This is a genomic window from Pseudomonas spartinae, from assembly GCF_965197125.1.
Taxonomy (GTDB): domain Bacteria; phylum Pseudomonadota; class Gammaproteobacteria; order Pseudomonadales; family Pseudomonadaceae; genus Aquipseudomonas; species Aquipseudomonas composti_A.
This window is the reverse complement of sequence record NZ_CBDAMB010000013.1, coordinates 37,096-53,485: the sequence shown is the minus strand read 5'-3', so window position 1 is coordinate 53,485 and position 16,390 is coordinate 37,096. Positions and strand designations below refer to the sequence as shown.

Annotated in this window: 15 protein-coding genes and 1 pseudogene; 14 read left to right on the top strand and 2 right to left on the bottom strand. The window is 62.6% G+C overall.

All coding sequences use genetic code 11. The features are described 5' to 3' along the window. Positions 1 to 42: 42 nt before the first annotated feature. Both mutM and ACN8M7_RS22345 read right to left on the bottom strand, forming a co-directional pair. Entirely contained in the window at positions 43 to 855 is an 813-nt protein-coding gene (mutM, locus tag ACN8M7_RS22350) for a bifunctional DNA-formamidopyrimidine glycosylase/DNA-(apurinic or apyrimidinic site) lyase (RefSeq protein ID WP_061240184.1), read from the bottom strand. 106 nt (positions 856 to 961) lie between these two features. Continuing rightward, positions 962 to 1,828 carry an HDOD domain-containing protein gene (locus ACN8M7_RS22345; protein WP_061240183.1) on the bottom strand — a complete coding sequence of 289 codons (867 nt, stop codon included), beginning with the start codon at positions 1,826 to 1,828 and terminating at the stop codon, positions 962 to 964. A 138-nt stretch (positions 1,829 to 1,966) separates the two neighbouring features. Here ACN8M7_RS22345 and ACN8M7_RS22340 point away from each other — a divergent pair, with 138 nt between their 5' ends. From ACN8M7_RS22340 to ACN8M7_RS22275, 14 genes and pseudogenes are all read left to right on the top strand, one after another. Then, positions 1,967 to 3,166 (top strand): class I SAM-dependent rRNA methyltransferase, encoded by a 1,200-nt coding sequence (locus ACN8M7_RS22340; RefSeq protein ID WP_490262199.1) that lies wholly within the window; start codon positions 1,967 to 1,969, stop codon positions 3,164 to 3,166. A 268-nt stretch (positions 3,167 to 3,434) separates the two neighbouring features. Further along, the gene (locus ACN8M7_RS22335) at positions 3,435 to 4,553 is read left to right on the top strand and encodes an ABC transporter ATP-binding protein (RefSeq protein ID WP_061240181.1); all 1,119 of its coding nucleotides are present in this window, start codon (positions 3,435 to 3,437) and stop codon (positions 4,551 to 4,553) included. Between the two features lie 34 nt (positions 4,554 to 4,587). Beyond that, positions 4,588 to 5,661, top strand: a complete 1,074-nt coding sequence (locus tag ACN8M7_RS22330; RefSeq protein ID WP_490262198.1) for an ABC transporter substrate-binding protein — start codon at positions 4,588 to 4,590, stop codon at positions 5,659 to 5,661. A gap of 119 nt (positions 5,662 to 5,780) precedes the next feature. Next, positions 5,781 to 7,016 (top strand): ABC transporter permease, encoded by a 1,236-nt coding sequence (locus ACN8M7_RS22325; protein ID WP_061240179.1) that lies wholly within the window; start codon positions 5,781 to 5,783, stop codon positions 7,014 to 7,016. A gap of 133 nt (positions 7,017 to 7,149) precedes the next feature. After that, a complete protein-coding gene (locus ACN8M7_RS22320; protein ID WP_061240178.1) occupies positions 7,150 to 8,004 on the top strand; it encodes an ABC transporter permease in 855 nt (284 codons plus the stop codon). Between the two features lie 387 nt (positions 8,005 to 8,391). Further along, positions 8,392 to 9,267 (top strand): sensor histidine kinase, encoded by an 876-nt coding sequence (locus tag ACN8M7_RS22315; protein WP_490262197.1) that lies wholly within the window; start codon positions 8,392 to 8,394, stop codon positions 9,265 to 9,267. A gap of 10 nt (positions 9,268 to 9,277) precedes the next feature. After that, positions 9,278 to 9,916, top strand: coding sequence for a response regulator (locus ACN8M7_RS22310; protein ID WP_490262196.1), 639 nt, complete (start codon positions 9,278 to 9,280; stop codon positions 9,914 to 9,916). Positions 9,917 to 10,323: 407 nt separating this feature from the next. After that, complete coding sequence (locus ACN8M7_RS22305) at positions 10,324 to 11,250, top strand: methyl-accepting chemotaxis protein (protein ID WP_490262240.1); 927 nt, start codon at positions 10,324 to 10,326, stop codon at positions 11,248 to 11,250. Between the two features lie 8 nt (positions 11,251 to 11,258). Continuing rightward, positions 11,259 to 11,627, top strand: coding sequence for a response regulator (locus tag ACN8M7_RS22300; RefSeq protein WP_061240174.1), 369 nt, complete (start codon positions 11,259 to 11,261; stop codon positions 11,625 to 11,627). Between the two features lie 10 nt (positions 11,628 to 11,637). Further along, complete coding sequence (locus ACN8M7_RS22295; protein ID WP_490262195.1) at positions 11,638 to 11,958, top strand: STAS domain-containing protein; 321 nt, start codon at positions 11,638 to 11,640, stop codon at positions 11,956 to 11,958. Positions 11,959 to 11,964: 6 nt separating this feature from the next. Then, positions 11,965 to 14,136, top strand: coding sequence for a chemotaxis protein CheA (locus ACN8M7_RS22290; protein WP_490262194.1), 2,172 nt, complete (start codon positions 11,965 to 11,967; stop codon positions 14,134 to 14,136). A gap of 22 nt (positions 14,137 to 14,158) precedes the next feature. Then, positions 14,159 to 14,713, top strand: coding sequence for a chemotaxis protein CheW (locus ACN8M7_RS22285; RefSeq protein WP_490262193.1), 555 nt, complete (start codon positions 14,159 to 14,161; stop codon positions 14,711 to 14,713). 32 nt (positions 14,714 to 14,745) lie between these two features. Beyond that, positions 14,746 to 15,279 (top strand): annotated as a pseudogene (locus tag ACN8M7_RS22280) (MCP four helix bundle domain-containing protein); the annotation flags it as partial. Further along, positions 15,256 to 16,389: a methyl-accepting chemotaxis protein gene (locus ACN8M7_RS22275; RefSeq protein WP_490262239.1), complete on the top strand. Its 1,134-nt coding sequence runs from the start codon at positions 15,256 to 15,258 to the stop codon at positions 16,387 to 16,389. The pseudogene ACN8M7_RS22280 and the gene ACN8M7_RS22275, both read left to right, overlap by 24 nt. The last annotated feature ends 1 nt before the right edge of the window (position 16,390 follow it).

Genomic DNA, 16,390 nt, shown 5'->3' with positions numbered 1-16,390 from the left:
TCAACCTCGGTGTTTCTTATTATTTTGGAAGTGTGGTCTTGCTCAACGCTGGCACTTGGGACAATACACACTCGCGCGCTGTCCCAGTTTGACCTCGCGCAAGGTGCTGCCACAGACCTTGCAGAATTCGCCGCCACGCCCGTAAGCGAACAGCTCCTGCTGGAAGTAACCGGGCTGGCCATCGCCACCGACGAAGTCGCGCAGCGTTGTGCCGCCACGTTCGATGGCATGGGCGAGGATGCGTTTGATCTCCTCGGCCAGGCGCAGGTAGCGCGCCCGCGAGATGGCACCAGCCTCGCGACGCGGATCGATACCGGCAGCGAACAGCGCTTCGGTGGCGTAGATATTGCCGACCCCCACCACCACGGCGTTATCCATGATGAAGGGCTTGACCGCCATGCTGCGCCCACGCGACATCTGAAACAGCCGCTCGCCATCGAACAGCCCGCCCAGCGGCTCCGGGCCGAGCTTGCTGAGCAACTCGTGGCGCAGCGGATCTTCGCTCCACAGCAGCGCGCCGAAGCGGCGCGGGTCGGTGTAGCGCAAGGCGAGGCCCGACTCCAGTTCGATATCCACGTGTTCATGCTTGGCCGCCGGCAGACCGCATTCGACCAGGCGCAGGCTGCCGGACATGCCCAGGTGACCGATCAGGCTGCCGACTTCGGCCTTGATCAGCAGGTACTTGGCGCGGCGCTCAACGCACTCGATACGCTGGCCGGACAGACGCACGTCCAGGTCCTCAGGGATCGGCCAGCGCAGACGGCGCTCACGCACGATCACGCGGCTGACGCGCTGACCTTCAAGGTAGGGGGCGATACCACGGCGGGTAGTTTCGACTTCGGGTAATTCAGGCATGGCTACACGGCAGCAGAACGGCGGTGCGCCACCTTAGCAGGAGCGGCCCGCAAAGCGGTAGAGCGCGCCGCCTGCACCTTCGCCCAGCGGCGCAGCGAGCGAAGACTCAGAGCACGGCCAGGTCGCGGATACTCTCACGCAGGTTCTCGAAGTCGTACTCCGACAGCCCCACATACTCCAGTATCGACTGCGAAATGTACTGCCATTCCATGTCGACAGCCTGGCCACCCAGCACGCGATGGGTCTCGCAGATATGCTCGGCCATCTTCAGGATGCCCAGCAGCGTCTTGAGCTGCGCATCGCGCCCGGATTCATCGTTGAAGATCGACGAGGCATTGTGGTGGTTGGCGATGACCTCGCAGAGGTGCTCCGGCAGGCGCCAAGAGCGCGCAGTGAAGTACCCCACCACGGCATGGTTGGTGGTCAGCAGGCGGTTCTCGGTATCGACCACACGGCACTCGTCACTGGCGCTGGCATAGGCCTCCTCCAGCACCAGCATGTAATTGGGGAAGCGCTTGATCATCAGCGGAATGCCGCAGTCGTGGAACAACCCCAAGCTGTAGGCTTCGTCAGGCGAGTGGTAACCGAGGCGCTTGGCCAGGGTCAGGCAGGTCATCGCCACATCCTGGGCACTGTCCCAGAAACGGTTGAGCACCAGGATCGCTTCATCGGTCAGCTCCCCTTTGATCGACTGCGCGTTGATCAGGTTGATCACGGTATTGCAGCCCAGCAGGTTGACCGCCTGCTGGATCGAAGCGATGCGATTGGCAAGGCCGAAATGCGGAGAGTTGACGATCTTCAGCAACGCACCGGACAGCCCCGGATCCTGGCTGATCAGTTTGGCGATACTGCGCAGATCGGGGCTGGGCATGACCTGCTCCATCTGCAGGTCGACCATGATCTGCGGCTGCGGCGGTACGCTGATCCCCTGCAGGACTTGCTGGATCTGTTCGGCGGTGAGTTCGTAGGTCATGGAAAAGGGATCGCGCACGATGAGAAGTAGCACACAGTCTAGCCAAAGCGCAGACCTGCCCGCAGCCGACTTTTGTAAACGCCGGGCCTGCGCGCAAACCGCTATAATCCCGCTCTTTTCCCCGCGGAGCCCGAACTCATGTCTTCCCTGCCCAGTCTGCGCCTGAAAGCCAACGCCGACCGACGCCTGCGCGCCGGCCATCTGTGGGTGTACAGCAACGAGATCGATGTCGCCGCCACTCCGCTGCATGGCTTTGCGGCCGGCGACCAGGCCGTCCTCGAAGCGGCCGGCGGCAAGCCGCTGGGCATCGTCGCCATGAGCCCGAACAATCTGATCTGCGCCCGCCTGCTGTCGCGCGACGTCAAGCACGTGCTGGACAAATCGCTGCTGGTGCATCGCCTCAACGTGGCCCTGAGCCTGCGCGAGCGGCTGTTCGACAAACCCTGCTATCGCCTGGTGTATGGCGATTCCGACCTGCTGCCGGGTCTGGTGGTCGACCGTTTCTTCGACATTCTGGTGGTGCAGTTGGCCTCCGCCACCATGGAGGCGCACAAGGACGACGTGCTCGCCGCCCTGATCCAGGTGTGCAAACCCAGCGGCATCCTGTTCAAGAACGACTCAAGCGCACGCGACGCCGAAGGTCTCGAGCGCTATGTCGACACCGCCTTCGGCGTGGTGCCGGAGTGGGTCGCGCTGGAAGAGAACGGCGTGAAATTCGAAGCGCCGGTGATCGAAGGGCAGAAAACCGGCTGGTTCTATGACCACCGCATGAACCGCGCGCGCCTGGCGCCCTACGTCAAGGGCAAGCGCGTGCTCGACCTGTTCAGCTACATCGGCGGCTGGGGTGTGCAGGCAGCGGCCTTTGGCGCCAGCGAAGTGTTCTGCGTGGACGCTTCGGCCTTCGCCCTCGACGGCGTGGAGCGCAACGCGGCGCTCAACGGCTTCGCCGAAAAGGTCACCTGCGTGGAAGGCGACGCGTTCGCCGCCCTGCGCGAGCTCAAGGCCGCCGAAGAACGTTTCGACGTGGTGATCGCCGACCCACCCGCCTTCATCAAGCGCAAGAAGGACATCAAGAACGGCGAGGCCGCTTATCGTCGCCTCAACGAAACCGCCATGCGCCTGCTCAACAAGGACGGCATCCTGGTCAGCGCCAGCTGCTCGATGCACCTGGAGGAAGACAACCTGCAAAACATCCTGCTGACCAGCGCCCGCCACCTGGATCGCAACATCCAGCTGCTCGAACGCGGCGCCCAGGGCCCGGATCACCCGGTGCACCCGGCGATCAACGAAACCCGCTACATCAAGAGCCTGACCGTCCGCCTGCTGCCCAACAGCTGAGCAACCTGCACCTGTCGAGTGCGTTTCGACAGGTGCCTCTTTCCCCCCGCGCTGTTACCTGCGCCCACACCCGCCTCGCATCTCGCCCCGCATGGACTAGGCTTGAGTCTGCATAGCAGAGCGCTATCAGCCGGCCACTGGTCATGTGGCTTGCTTATTGCTTTTAGCTATCCACATAACGAACGCCTCCCACGAAGGAGGTGAATCGATTCAGATGCTGGAGCCTTGGCCACGAGCAGGCTCCGGATTGCCGACAGTGGGGAGGACTATGACTGCGCAGGCTGGGAACGACGCGTTCCTGCGATTCACCAACGTCAAGAAGACCTACGATCACAAGACCCTGGTGGTCAAGGACTTCAACCTCGACGTGGCCAAGGGCGAGTTCATCACTCTGCTCGGCCCCTCCGGCTCCGGCAAGACCACCTGCCTGATGATGCTCGCCGGCTTCGAGGACGTGACCAGCGGCGAAATCCTGATCAACGGCCGCAACGTCACCAGTATCGCCCCCTACGCGCGCAACATCGGCATGGTCTTCCAGCAGTACGCGCTGTTCCCGCACATGACCATCCGCGAGAACCTCGCCTACCCGCTGAAGATTCGCAAACTGCCCAAGGACGAAATCCACGCCAAGGTCGAGCAATACCTCGCCCTGGTCGAACTGCAGGCCTTCGGCGGTCGCTACCCGGGCCAGCTCTCTGGCGGCCAGCGTCAACGCGTGGCGCTGGCACGCGCGCTGATCTTCGCGCCAGACATCGTACTGATGGACGAACCCCTCGGTGCGCTGGACAAGAAACTGCGCGAGCAGATGCAGTTCGAGATCAAGCGCCTGCACGAGCAACTCGGTTTCACCGTGATCTACGTGACCCACGATCAGACCGAAGCGCTGACCATGAGTGACCGTATCGCCGTGTTCAACAATGGCGTGGTGCAGCAATGCGCCGCGCCCCACGTGCTCTACGAGCGGCCGGCCAATCTGTTCGTCGCCGACTTCATCGGCGAGAGCAACAAGCTGCCTGGGGTGATCGAGGCGGTCGAGGCGGAGCGGGTGCAGGTGCGTCTCGACGACGGCGGCCTGGTCAGCACGCTCAAGGCCAACTGCAGCGAAGTCGGCCTGGCCACCACGGTGTCGGTACGCCCGGAAAAGCTCAATTTCACCACCCGACTCGGCGACAGCGGCAATCAGGTCAAGGCCCGTTTCGTCACCCGCCACTACGTCGGCGAGTACATCCGCTACCACTTCGAGACCGCCAGCGGCAGTGAGCTGGTGGTGAAGAATCTGAACGACAGTTCAGCCCCACAACTCAGCGCTCAGGAAGAGATCGCCCTGACCTGGCAGCCGGAAGACAGCCAGGCCCTGGACCGATCCGAAGTGCCGACGACGCTCTGACCCCACAACTAGTAGAAGCAAATGGAGCACAGCAATGGCTAGATCACTGACTACCAGCGTTTCCACCTTCGCCCTGGTGGCGGCACTGGGGCTCACCGCCGGCAACGCCAGCGCCCAGGACAGCCTCACCGTCGTGTCCTGGGGTGGCGCATACGGCGCCGCGCAGAAGAAGCACGTCATCGACCCCTACCAGGCCGAGTCCGGGGTCAAGGTGCTGTTCGAGGACTACTCGGGCGGCGTCGCCGAGATCAAGGCCCAGGTCGAGTCCGGCAATATCCAGTGGGATGTGGTCGACTTCGAGGTCATCGACCTCGAACGCGCCTGCTCCGAAGGCCTGCTGGAAACCCTCGACCACAGCGTGCTGCCAGCCGGCATCGACGGTACCCCAGCCGCCCAGGACTTCATCCCCGAGGCCCTGGCCAGCGAATGCGCGGTGGGCAACATCGTCTGGTCGGTGGTGTTCGCCTATAACGACAACACCATCGGTGGCACCAAGGCCACCAGCATTGGCGACTTCTTCGACACCAGCAAGATCCCCGGCAAACGCGCGATGCGCAAACGCCCGCAGGTGAACATGGAGTGGGCGCTGATGGCCGATGGCGTCGCCCCGAAAGACGTCTACGAAGTACTCGCCACCCCGGAAGGCCAGCAACGCGCGTTCGCCAAGCTGGACAGCATCAAGAAGGACATCGTCTGGTTCGACTCCTGGTCGCAGGCGCCGCAGCTGCTCAACGATGGCGGCGCCGTGCTGGTGCAGTCGGCCAACGGGCGCTTCTACGATGCCATCGTGCAGGAGAAGAAACCCTTCGAAATCGTCTGGGACGGCCACGTCTACGACCTCGACGCCTGGGCCATCGTCAAGGGTTCGAAGAAGAAGGACTTGGCCATGGAGTTCATCAAGTTCGCCACCGGCTCCAAGCCGCTGGCCGGCATGCCGGACGTGGCCTACGGCCCGACTCGCAAGTCGTCGATGCCGCTGGCTGACCAGAGCGCTACTCCGCACCTGCCGACCGCGCACCTGAACCAGGGTATCCAGGCCGGCTCCGAGTTCTGGGCCGACTACGGCGAATCGCTGGGCGAGAAGTTCAATGAGTGGCTGCTGAAGTAAAGCACCAGCGCCCTGTTTCCTCCGCCCTGTAGGAGGGGCTTTAGCCGCGACCATCGCCGCAGAAGCGCCTCCCACGGGAGCCGGGGGAGCAGTGGGGCTGAATCCATCGGAGTAACGCCTTGTCATCCCTGACCACCAGCGAAGCCGGCCAAGCGGCCAGCGCCCGACGCAAGAAGCGCCTGACCGCCTTCCTGTTCGTGGTGCCGCTGCTGCTATTCATCCTCGTCACCTTCGTCGCGCCGATCGGCACCATGCTGTGGCGCAGCGTGCATCACCCGACGGTGGCCGAGCTGATTCCCCTGACCCTGGCCGAACTCCAGCGCTGGGACGATCACAAGCAACTACCGGACGAGAAGACGCTGCAAGTCTTCGTCACGGAGCTGCATGGACTCAACGAGCAACGCCTGTCCGGCAAGCTCTCCGAGGAGTTCAACCGCGCGTATACCGGCATGTCCAGCGTGGTCAAATCCAGCGCCCGCCGTATCGGCCGTCTGGACGCCCAGAAGCTGGAAACCCAGGGCGTAAAGACTCTGCTCGACGCCCATCGCAACTGGAGCAAACCCGAGCTGTGGTACGCCATCGAGCGTGCCGGCAAGGTCTACACCTACGACTACTACCTGACCGCCCTGGACCTCGAACTGCACCCTGACGAAGGCATTCAGGTGCGCCAGGACACGCAAATCTACCTGCAGCTGTACACCAAGACCCTGAACATGGCGCTGGTCATCACCCTGCTCTGCGCCCTGCTCGGCTACCCGCTGGCCTACTACCTTGCCGGGCTGCCTTCGAATCGCGCCAACCTGCTGCTGGTACTGGTGCTGTTGCCGTTCTGGACCTCCCTGCTGGTGCGCACCACCTCATGGATCGCCCTGCTGCAGACCAACGGCGTGATCAACTCCTTTCTCATGGGCATCGGCCTGATCGGCCAGCCCTTCGAGATGCTCTACACCTCGTTCGCCACCGTGGTGGCGATGACCCACATCCTGCTGCCGTTCATGATCCTGCCGCTGTACAGCGTGATGCGCGGCATCGACCCCAGCTACATGCGCGCAGCGCTCAGCCTGGGCGACAAACCGATCCCGGCGTTCGCCCGCATCTACTTCCCGATGACCCTGCCCGGCCTCAGCGCCGGGGCGCTCCTGGTATTCATCATCTCGGTGGGTTACTACATCACTCCGGCGCTGGTCGGCGGTACCGATGGGCAGATGATCAGCAACATCATCGCCTTCCATATGCAGCGCTCGAACAACTGGGAGCTGGCCGCCGCGCTGGGCTCGCTGCTGCTCGGCCTGATCCTGCTGCTGTACTGGGTGTACGACCGTTTCGTCGGCGCCAGCAACATCAAGTTGGGATGAGCATGCCCGTATCAGCATCGCGACGCAGCGACGTAGCCCGGATGCAATCCGGGTATCCCGACAAGGGCGCCTTCCCGGATTGCATCCGGGCTAGCGGTAACGACTGCCGACGCTCCAGCCTGGATTCGCACTTATGAAAATTCCAGCCTACTACGGCTTCTGGCACCACCTCGGCCACTGGCTGCTCAAGCTCAGCTCCTGGCTGGTGCTGCTGTTCCTGATCCTGCCGATCCTGGTGATCGTGCCGCTGTCGTTCAACGCCGAACCCTTCTTCAGCTTCACCGAAGGCATGCTGAAGCTGGACCCCGAGGCCTATTCACTGCGCTGGTATAGCGAAATCCTCAACGATCCGAAGTGGATCCTGGCGATCAAGAACAGCTTCTTCATCGGTATTCTCTCCACCGTCCTGGCCACGACTCTGGGCACCTGCGCCGCCGTGGGCCTGGCCCGCGACGAGATGCCGTTTCGCCGTTTCATCACCGCCCTGCTGTTGTCGCCGATGATCGTGCCGCTGATCATCACCGCCGCCGGCATGTTCTTCTTCTACTCCAACCTGGGTCTGGCCGGCGGCTACCTGGGAGTGATCCTGGCGCACGCCGCACTGGGTACGCCTTTCGTCATCATCACCGTCACCGCCACCCTGACCGGCTTCGACTACAGCCTGGCACGTGCCGCGCTGAATCTCGGCGCCACGCCGATCCGGGTGTTCTTCGACGTGATCATGCCGCTGATCCGCCCAGGCGTGATCTCCGGCGCGCTGTTCGCCTTCATCACCTCGTTCGATGAAGTGGTGGTCATCCTGTTCATGGCCGGGCCGCAGCAGCGCACCATCCCGCGGCAGATGTTTTCGGGCCTGCGCGAGCAGATCAACCCGAGCATCCTGGCCATCGCCACGCTGTTGATCCTGGTGTCCATCGCCCTGCTGGTGACCATCGAACTGCTGCGCCGCCGCGCCGAGCGCATGCGGGGAATCGAGATTCCGCACTGACGCACACGACGCGCGTATCGGGGTTCTGAGACCTGACGCACAGGCATCGACGACACAGCTTCGTCGACCACGCCAAGATTCCAGCATCAGGCTGATTTCCTGCTGTCCTCACGAGCTACACGGGCGATATGCTAGGTCATCGGACAAGCAGAGCCTTTACCATGATCACTCAGTCCCACGAAGGCATCAGCCATCTGGTGGCCGATGCACTTGCCCCGCCCCTCCCCCACCACAGACCGGTCGCCACATTATTTACGGAGACGGATAAATACCGGTGCAGCTAAAACGCTGAACTGCACCCGACTGTCTCCGAACGGTACCGGCCTCTCGTACAAGTGACTGGAAACAGGGGAATGCACATCTCAACTCACCCGCCCCTCCTGGCGAGTGAAGTCCTCATCTTCCGTTACTTCTTGTTTCGATGTTGGGCGTCCTTCCTCGCATACGGCCCATACGCTGGCCAGAAGCCCCCAACCCGTGCCAGCCCAGCGGTGGATTGCCCGCCCCGCGCCAAGAAGAGATAGAGCCAAGGTGAACATTACAACGACGCTCTCGCGCTACAACCTCCCTCCTCGCAAACAACAAAAACCAGATACCGAAGCCGCCTGTCCCAGCTGCCACTCGCAGCAAGCCAGGCTCTGCGCTCTTGCCCGCACTCAGGAACGCAAGCGTATCGCGCGTGAACTACACGACGAGCTGGGACAGCAACTCACCGCACTGCAACAAGGACTGGGCGTGCTGCGTATCCATCTCGGCCAGGACCGCCCTGATCTGCTGGGTCACATCGAACGCCTGAGCAGCATTTCCCAAAGCGCCATCGAGGTCGTCCGTGAAATCGGCAATGGGGCGCCCATCAAGAAGCTGCAGCACAACCTGAGCAACACCCTCAAAGGCTTGATCGATGAATTTCGCCAGCTCTCAGAGGTCGACTGTCGCTGCAACCTGCCCAAACAAGATCTGGAGCTGGAGCCGCGACGCGCGGCCCATCTCTATCGCATCGTCCAGGAATCGCTGACCAACATCCTGCGTCACGCCAATGCCTCCAGAGCCGAAGTGAGCCTGGAGCAGCGGGAGAACGACTACGTTCTGGAGATATTCGATGACGGACAGGGCTTCATCCTCAGCGACATCCTGCCCGACTCCACCGGACTGTCCGGCATGCGCGAGCGCGGCAAGCAACTGGGCGGCCCCGTGATCATCTTCAGCCACCCCGGGCAGGGCACCATCGTCCAGGCAATATTCCCCGTGAACATCAATCGATGAAGGAAAGCAAATGATCAACCTGATGATCGTCGACGATCACACGATCATGCGAGAAGGCCTCAAACGGCTATTCGAACTGGACAAGGACATCCACATCGCCGGCGAGGCGGCCAACGGTCTGCAGGCGCTGGAGTATCTGAGAACGACACAGATCGATCTGCTCCTGCTGGATATCAGCATGCCCGGTCTCAGTGGTGAGGCGCTGGTATCACGCGTCGTCCATCAACATCCGCAACTGCCCATTCTGGTTCTCAGCATGCACAACAACCCGCATGTCGCCATGCGCGTGCTGCGCTGCGGGGCCACCGGCTACACGACCAAGACCCAGTCACCCGAAACCCTGATCGCCGCCGTGAAGAAGGTCAGCACAGGCGCGCGTTACATCGACCCGGAGCTGCTCGAACAGATCGCCCTCAACAGCCTCAAGCAGAATCCGGTGTCGGGCCTCGACAGCCTGACCAACCGGGAGTTCCAGATCATGCGACTACTGGCCGACGGCCTTAGCGTCAACCAGATCGCCGAGCAACTGATGATCAGCAACAAGACCGTCAGCACGCATAAGATAAATCTGATGGAGAAAATGGGCTTTTCCAGTAACGCCGACCTGGTCAAGTACGCCAGCAGACTCAGTATGTCTGAGCCCGGCTGAGGATTTCCCTAGCGCCAAGCGGGATAAGTTCACGCAAAAATCCAGCGTATTCCGATGCCCCCACCCAAGTGCCTAATGCATCCTCCAGATGTCGATGGAACGATGACAGGCAACCTGCAGGAAATTCCCCCTTCTAGCCTGGCAACTGTTCCGCGATCACCTGATCCCAGTAGTCGCGGAGCCATGAAGTGCGCGAGCAGAACCTCTCCCTGGTCATTCCATCGCTAACGCTGCTGGCCGGCATCGTGGCTGTCGTGCTGGTCGGCTCAGGCTGGCTCGACACCCTCGTCGCGCTGGTCGGCCTGCTGGTGATCGGCGGCGTACTGCTGCTTCAGCAGAAGCGACTCAAATCATCGCCGCCGAGCGTCGAAGTCCAGCCCCGTGACGAGCAACCTCTCCCCCGGGATATGGAAGAGCTTTGCGAACAGACATTGCCGCTCTGGTCGCAACAGATTCACTCCGCACGTAACCACACCGAAGAAGCGATCAGCGCACTGAGCGAGCGCTTCGCCAACCTGGCCGTACGCATTCAGCAGAGCCTGGGCAACGGTCACGAGCGTGAAGCCGGCAATCGCCTGGTCGCGCTGCTGTCCACCAGCCAGCACGAACTGGACATGATCATCATGGCCCTGCGCGAGGCGATGGCCAGCAAGGAGTCGCTGCTCAAGGAAGTCATGGAGCTGTCGAACTTCACCGACCAGTTGCAGGACATGGCGCAGGACGTCGCCGACATCGCCAAGCAGACCAACCTGCTGGCCCTCAACGCCGCCATCGAGGCCGCCCGTGCGGGTGAAAGTGGCCGTGGCTTCGCCGTGGTCGCCGACGAAGTGCGCAAGCTGTCTTCCATGTCCGGCGAAACCGGCCAGCGCATTGGCGAAACTGTAACCATCGTCAACGGCGCGATTCACAAGACCCTGAACATCTCCCGCGAATACGCCAAGACCGACGCCGCCACCCTGAACAATGCCAGCGACGTCATCAAGGGCGTGATCACCCGCTTTCACCACAGCGCCAGCGGCATCGTCAGCCACAACGACGCAATGCGCAGCCAGAGCGAAATCGTCGCCCAGGACATCGCCGAAGTGCTGGTGTCGCTGCAGTTCCAGGACCGCATTAGCCAGATGCTCGGGCATGTCAGCGGCAACATCGACAAGCTCCTCGGACACATCCACAGCAGCAATGAACAACGCCGGCTCGGCCAGCAACCGGTGCCTCTGGATGTGGACCGATGGCTGGATGAACTGGCCCAGACCTACACCATGCCTGAACAACACGACATCCACCGGGGAGAAGCACCCGGCAAGCGCAACGATTCCGAAATCACTTTCTTCTGAGGTACCCCATGGGCAAGACCGTACTCATCGTCGACGACTCGGCTTCCATTCGCCAGGTCGTGAGCATCACCCTGAAAGGTGCAGGCTACGACGTGATCGAAGGATGCGACGGCAAGGATGCCCTGAACAAACTCGATGGTCGCAAGGTGCACCTGATCATCAGCGACGTGAACATGCCGAACATGGACGGCATCACCTTCCTCAAGAACGTCAAGCAGCTGCCCGCCTACAAGTTCACCCCGGTGATCATGCTCACCACCGAAGCCGGCGAAGGGAAGAAAGAAGAAGGTCGCGCCGCAGGCGCCAAGGCCTGGGTGGTCAAGCCCTTCCAGCCGGCGCAAATGCTCACTGCCGTTTCCAAACTGATCCTGCCTTGAGGCCGGCGCCATGACAGACGCGTCGAGCGAGAACCTGTACCGCATCCTGCCGCTCGAAGGTGGCCTGACCATCTACAGCGTCGGCGAAAACCTGGATCTGCTGCTGCGCGCGCTGACGCCTGGTGCGGAGGTGGAGCTGGATCTCTCCGCCCTCGACGAAATCGACTGTGCCGGGCTGCAACTGCTGGTACTGACCAAGCAGGAAGCCGAACGCCAGGGCTGTCAGTTGCGCCTTAGCCACCACAGCCCCGCGGTGATCGATGCCTTCGAACTCAGTGGCCTGGTGTCCTTCTTCGGCGACCCCATCCTGATCAAACCCAGCGGCGAGTGACACGGCATGGACATGGACGAAGTACTCAAGATATTCATCGCCGAGAGTCGCGAACTGCTCGAACAGATGGAGGAAGCGCTGCTGGTGCTGGAGAGCGCCCCGGAGGACAGCGACACCATCAATGCGATCTTCCGTGCGGCGCACACCATCAAAGGCTCGGCCGGCCTGTTCGGCCTCGACCTGATCGTCAGCTTCACCCATATCGCGGAAAGCGTGCTGGATCGGATTCGCAATGCCGAGCTGCGCTTCGACGGCACCCTGACCGCCCTGTTCCTGCAGGTTGGCGATCACCTGCGCCACCTGGTCGACCTGCTCGATGCAGGCCACTCGCTCGAACAGCTCGACCCGGCCCTGCTCGAACAGAATCGTCAGCTGGGCGAGCAACTCAGCCTCTACATGAGCGCCCCGCAAGGCACCAGCAGCCTGCCTTCCAGCAACGGTCTGGTCGAGCGCAGCGGCACTGGCGGCGTCAGCGCCGATCACTGGCATCTCTCGTTGCGCTTTGGCCCAGACACGCTGCGCAACGGCATGGATCCGCTGTCCTTGCTGCGCTACCTGAACACCTTCGGGCGCATCGTCAGCATCGTTCCGCTGCTCGACCGGGTGCCGCCAGCCAGCGAGATGGACCCGGAAACCTGCTACCTGGGTTTCGAGGTCGCCTTCGTCAGCGAGGCGGACAAAGCCACCATCGAAGGCGCCTTCGAGTTCGTCCGCGAAGACAGCCTGATCCGCATCCTGCCGCCCAACAGCAAGTCCGAAGAGTATCTGGAACTGATCCGCGCCCTGCCGGAAGAGGACATGCGCCTGGGCGAGATCCTGATGCGCTGTGGCACCCTGACCGCAGCCGAACTGCAGGAGGTGCTGCATGCCCAGGTCCAGGGCCAGCAGCAGGCCGAAGCCCGTCCCATCGGCCAGGTGCTGATGGAAGAGAGCCTGGTGCAGCCACCGGTGATCGCCGCGGCCCTGCACAAGCAGCAACAGGTCAAGGAAAACCGCAGCAGCGACAACAACCTGATTCGCGTCGATGCCGGCAAGCTCGACCAGCTCATCAACCTGGTCGGCGAGCTGATCATCGCCGGTGCCGGTGCGCGCATGACCGCCCAGCAATGTGGCCATGCCGAAATGCTGGAATCCACCGAACTGCTCTCACGCCTGGTCGAGGAGGTCCGCGACAGCGCCCTGACCCTGCGCATGGTGCAGATCGGCGCCACCTTCAACCGCTTCCAGCGCGTGGTGCGCGACGTGTCCAAGGAGCTGGGCAAGGACATCGCCCTGACCATCAGCGGCGGTGAAACCGAGCTGGACAAGACCGTCGTCGAGCGCATCACCGACCCGCTCACCCATCTGGTGCGCAATGCCATGGACCACGGCATCGAGTCGCTGGCCGTGCGCCAGGCGCGGGGCAAACCGGCACAGGGCAACGTGCGCCTGAACGCCTACCACGACGCCGGTAGCATCGTCCTGGAGGTCACCGACGACGGCGGTGGTCTCGATCCGCAGCGCATCCTGGCCAAGGCCCGTGAGCGCGGACTGATCAGCGAAGGCCAGACCCTGACCGACAAGGAGACCTTCAACCTGATCTTCGAGCCGGGCTTCTCCACCGCAGAACAGGTGAGCAACCTCTCCGGCCGCGGCGTCGGCATGGACGTGGTCAAGCGCAACATCACCGCCCTGCGCGGCAGCATCGACCTGGACAGCAAGCTCGGCGAAGGCACCTGCGTACGCATCCGCCTGCCGCTGACCCTGGCCATCATCGATGGTTTCCTGGTCGGCGTAGGCCCGGCCGGCTACGTGATCCCGCTGGATCTGGTCGAGGAATGCATCGAGCTCGACACCAACACCCGGCACGACCGCGGCCACATCGCCCTGCGCGGCGAGGTACTGCCATTCATCCGCCTGCGCGAACTGTTCGACGAATCCGGCCAACCGCCACGCCGCGAAAACGTGGTGGTGGTCAGCTACGCGGGACAGCGCGCCGGCCTAGTGGTCGACCACCTGATGGGCGAGTTCCAGACCGTGATCAAGCCCCTGGGCAAGCTGTTCGGCACCTGCCGTGGCGTTGGCGGTTTCACCATTCTCGGCAGCGGCGCGGTGGCGCTGATTCTCGATATCCCCAGTCTGCTCACCGACCTGTCCAGTGCCACGACTCACGCGGCCCCACTCACCATCGAAGCCTGAATTCAGCCAATGAGCGCACATCATGAGCCTTCCCGATAATCCGGCGAGCGTGCCGCAGCACCCCATGGCGGTCATCCCCGTCGATGGCGCGGCCGTCACCGAGCCGGACGCCTCGCGCCAGTACCTGACCTTCGAGCTCAATGCACGGCGCTACGCCCTCGACGGCTTGTGCGTGCGCGAGATCATCGAATATCCGCAGCTGACGCGCGTGCCCATGGCCGCCGCGTGCATCCACGGCGTGATCAATCTGCGCGGCGCCGTCGTGCCGGTGATCGACCTGAGCCTGCGCTTCGACCAGGGCCCAAGCCGCATCGACAAACGCAGCTGCATCATCATCGTCGAGGTGGTGGACGAAGAGGACGCTCAGGTACTGGGCATCATCGTCGACGCCGTCAGCGAAGTGCTGGAGGTCGCCGCCACGCAGATACGCCCGTCCCCGGCGTTCGGCAATCCCATTCGCAGCGATTTCATCCACGGCATGGTGCGCCAGGGTGATGACTTCATCGTCCTTCTAACCATCGAACACACCCTGGCGGTCGCCGAAATCGTGGCGTCCGGCAGCAGAACACGCACCTGAGCACCTGACCAGGTCATACGGAGAAAGTAACCATGTTCAAGAATATGAAAGTGGCGACCAAGCTGGGACTGGGCTTTGGCGTGGTCATCCTGCTGCTGGTGGTATCACTGGTGCTCAGCATCACTCGCATGGCCGTCATCGATGCGGCAAGCACCGTCATTGTCGAGGATAGCTACGTCACCGTGCGCCTGGCCGTCAGCGCCAAGGAAGAAACCCTGAATCAAGCCCGGTTTATCCGCGACATGCTGCTGGTCGACAACGAAGCCGCTGATGCAGAAACCAAGGCATTGATAGACGCCAGCAGAAAGCGCCGCGCCGACGCGGTCGAAGAACTCGGCAAGATGGTCGATACGCCCCAGGAGCGCGAACTGCTGGCGAAGATCAACGCGGCACGCGAATCCCTTGGCAAACACCTTGACGAGCTGTTCTCCATGCTTGGCGATCAGGAGCGCGCGGAAAGCTACCTGTATGAGCAGTTGATTCCTGCAAACAACACGCTGCTGGCTGCCGTGGACGAAATGGTGAAGTTGCAGAGCGAGCTGATGAACCAGACTTCTGCTGACGGCACTGCCCTCTACGAGGAGTCGCGCATGCAGTTGCTGATCGTCGGTGGCGTAGCGTTGCTGGTGTCCGTGCTGATCGCCTGGCTGATCACCCACAGCCTGCTGCGCCAGCTCGGCGGCGAGCCAGGCTATGCTGCCGAAGTCGTGAGCCGCATCGCCGAAGGCGATTTGCGCGTGCAGGTCAATACCCGTCCTGGTGACACCACCAGCATGCTGGCCGCCATCCACAGCATGTCGCAGCGCCTGACACAGATCATCTCCGAAGTACGCGGCAACGCCGACGCCCTGACCAGTGCCTCCGAGGAAATCTCCGCCACCGCGCAGAGCATGAGCCAGGCGGCTTCCGAGCAGGCGGCCTCGGTGGAGGAAACCAGCGCCTCGATGGAGCAGATGTCCGCCTCCATCGCGCAGAACACCGAGAACGCCCGCATCACCGATGGCATGGCAAGCAAGGCCAGCAACGAAGCCAGCGAAGGCGGCCAGGCGGTCAAGGAAACCGTACGCGCCATGAAGACCATTGCCGACAAGATCGGTATCGTCGACGACATCGCCTACCAGACCAACCTGCTGGCGCTCAACGCCGCCATCGAAGCCGCCCGTGCCGGCGAGCATGGCAAGGGCTTCGCGGTGGTCGCCGCCGAGGTGCGCAAGCTGGCCGAACGCAGCCAGATCGCAGCCCAGGAAATCGGTGAAGTGGCCAAGTCCAGCGTGCAACTGGCTGAACGTGCCGGCACCCTGCTCGACGAGATCGTCCCCTCCATCGCCAAGACGTCTGACCTGGTGCAGGAAATCGCGGCAGGCTCCGAAGAGCAAAGCTCGGGCGTCGGCCAGATCAGCACGGCCATGAACCAGCTCAACGAAATCACCCAGCAGAACGCCTCCTCGTCGGAAGAGCTGGCGGCCACGGCAGAAGAAATGAGCGGCCAGGCCGAGCAACTGCAGCAACTGATGGAGTTCTTCAAGCTCAACAGCGCCCAGGGCACTCGCAGTTCGCAACGCAACGTCCAGCCGTCACGCCCGAGCCGCTCGCCACGTAGTGCGCAGACCGATGACGACGCGTCCACGCTGATGGCCGGCGGTTTGCCCGCAGGCTACGTGCGCTTTCAGGAGTAGT